Source organism: Areca yellow leaf disease phytoplasma, assembly GCF_041920595.1.
On sequence record NZ_CP169277.1, the window covers coordinates 348770 to 351482 of the forward strand.

A 2713-nucleotide genomic window follows, 5' to 3' on the forward strand; every position below is an offset into this window, starting at 1 on the left:
TTCTTTATAACACCCGCAGTAATCTGAGAACGCAGAGCTTCACGTGATATCATACTAGTTTTCCGCCTAGCAGATGACATCGGTACACGGCACGGACGATGTACAGCATCTGCCGATAGCTTCACGACGACATGGTCATGACAAATCCAGAGAATAAAGTAGAATGGCACATCCATACAGATATTTGTGCAATCAATATGCATATTAGTTTATTATGGAAATGCCATTTTGTCATGGTGCCTTCTGTTTTACATGTGTCGTTTATACTAAGCATGCATAATTTATTTATGTGCTCATAATTCGTCATTAATATTATTTATTCATATATTGGGCGAAGATAATTACTGGTCCTGTAAAGCCTACTCGATTCAATATTTCTTTTATTACAAACCAAAAGTCATTCGGGCATTGTAACCAATCAACAAGAGTCAGATTTAGGTATTAATCCCTTTAGTTTTATCTTAAATTTTAGTTAAACTTTGCTTACACTGTATCCTGGATTTTTAGTTGAATTTTATCTACTTGTTAGTTTTGATGAAAAAACTCTAGAAATAAATAAATAATTAATGAATTTATTTTCTACCACTCGACAAGGATTAGTAAGATAGCCTTGCATTTCCATTGGATTGAAGCCTGAGGAGATGCAACTTTTATTATATCCCAATTGATCATAACACTAAGTTCAAATACCTTTAAGTCATAGTCCGTATGATCACAATCAAAATTGATATCACTCAAATTATATCCTAATCACTTATATCACTCTCAAGTAATCATAACCTAAATTGATATCATTCTGTCATATCCTAAAAACCATCATGTTAATTTCTAATTACTTATATTACAGTTCCAAGTGATCATTATCTAAGCTTTGATATCATTAAATCTATCACATCTTGGCCCGATGCCCGAGCCAGGCGTATGATAGATGGCTGCATCTTCTCAGGCTTCAATTCCAATGGACATGCAAGGCCTATCTTACTAATCAACAATCAGGCAGTGGTAGAAAACAAATTCACTAATTATTTATTTATTTCTAGAGTTTTTCATCAAAACTAATAAGTAGATAAAATTCAACTAAAAATTCAGGATACAGTGTAAGCAAAGTTTAACTAAAATTTAAGATAAAATATAAACTAAGGGATTAATACTTAAATCCTAGCTCTTCATTGATTGGTTCTAATGCCCAAATGACCTTTTGGATTTGTAATAAAAAATACAAGATCAGGGAGTGAACTTTACAAGTTCAGTAATTTATCATCACCTCTAATATATGAATAAATATGTCAACAACAATTCGCAAACATAAATAAATTATACATAACAGAATAAACAGTACCATAATAAAATAAACAGCACCATGACAAAATAAACAGCACCATAATAAACTAATATGCATATTCAATTACTAAATAATACAACTATGGATGGCCAACCATTTCTACTTTACTCTCCTAGTTTTTTTGATCATGACCATAATCGATCCGTGGCTAATCCCGAAAGAGACTGTGATTCCTGATCTTCATAAAGATCATCCAATCGGCCATGCATCAAAGAATCGTCCCACGGAGGCCCTAATAAACTAGCTATGATATCACGAGAAATCCGTGATTCTCAGATTTTGCGAGTATTGTTGCAAAGCTTTTAAGACTGATTCTTTGGTAATTTCTCCGAAAAACAATTTATTAGTTTTTTGGGGTCTAAATTAAGAATTCTAGATAAATGCCAAGCAATTGTTTTCTCCTTCGCGATCAGGATTTGGTTGCTAATAGCACTTCTTTGCCTTTAGTTTTTTGTATAAGAGTTTCTACGATATTGTCTTTTTCTTTGATAATGCTGTATTTAGAATAAACTTTTTCTGATGTCAATTCCCATTCTGTCTTTGTCTTTAGCGACAAATCTCTAATATGACCTTTGGAAGATAAAATTAAAAAATTGTCATTTAAAAAAACGGTTTAAAGTTTTGGTTTTAGCAGGAGATCTACTATAATAACTTTTGATTTCATTTTTTTGCCTCAATTAAAAGATATGGTTAGTTTGGGTAATTAATTGTTTGCGTTTCTATTTTTTGGTTTGGTGGTTGGTTGGGTTTAGAAAAGTTTTTCAAAGAGAGATAAAACATCTAAGTCAAAATTTAATTTCCTAAGTTACCTTTAAGGCCTTATTTCTTGCAATAACATTTGATAAACTCTAGATTGATCAACTTTTTGATTTTTAGTATAAATATTTCTTTTTTGTCCGATAATATCAACTAAATTAAGTTAGATAAATCATTTTGGTCTAAATTGGAAAGCGTTTTTGCAAATTGGTACCATAATGTTTTATAAGATAGCAAAAGTGCGTGAATGCCTAATTTTTCTAAAATTAAAATGGAATCTTTAAAGCATCCTGCAAGTGCTAATGCCAAACTTATGCGAGGATCAGAAAAATTGTGCCACAAAATTCTGAGTATCTAAAAAATTGATATTGGGTTTAGCAATGTCAATCCATTGAATGCGTTTGGTAGTGCCTGCTAAATTAGCTGTTTTTGAAAACTTTTTTTGGGCAAAACTGTTAATTAAAGTTGATTTGCCAACATTGGGGAGTTCCTAAAATCATAGCTTTAATGTTGGGAGTTTGGGTTGATATTCTTCTAGATTTAAAAGGGGATTTTTGGCTTTGATTGCCAGCAGTTTTTTGATATATTTCCTCTTGAAGTTTAGGGGATTTGAGT

General features: G+C 31.6%; 3 protein-coding genes. All 3 read right to left on the minus strand.

Annotated elements, in window-relative coordinates:
- Window positions 1-1751 precede the first annotated feature (1751 nt).
- The 3 genes from ACEW7V_RS02015 to ACEW7V_RS02025 all read right to left on the minus strand — a co-directional run bounded on the left by ACEW7V_RS02015 (window position 1752) and on the right by ACEW7V_RS02025 (window position 2558).
- Window positions 1752-1898, minus strand: coding sequence for a hypothetical protein (locus tag ACEW7V_RS02015; RefSeq protein WP_374695293.1), 147 nt, complete (start codon window positions 1896-1898; stop codon window positions 1752-1754).
- A gap of 353 nt (window positions 1899-2251) precedes the next feature.
- Window positions 2252-2440, minus strand: a complete 189-nt coding sequence (locus ACEW7V_RS02020) for a hypothetical protein (protein ID WP_374695294.1) — start codon at window positions 2438-2440, stop codon at window positions 2252-2254.
- A complete protein-coding gene (locus ACEW7V_RS02025; RefSeq protein WP_374695760.1) occupies window positions 2421-2558 on the minus strand; it encodes a hypothetical protein in 138 nt (45 codons plus the stop codon). The genes ACEW7V_RS02020 and ACEW7V_RS02025 overlap by 20 nt, the downstream gene beginning before the upstream one ends.
- Window positions 2559-2713 lie beyond the last annotated feature (155 nt).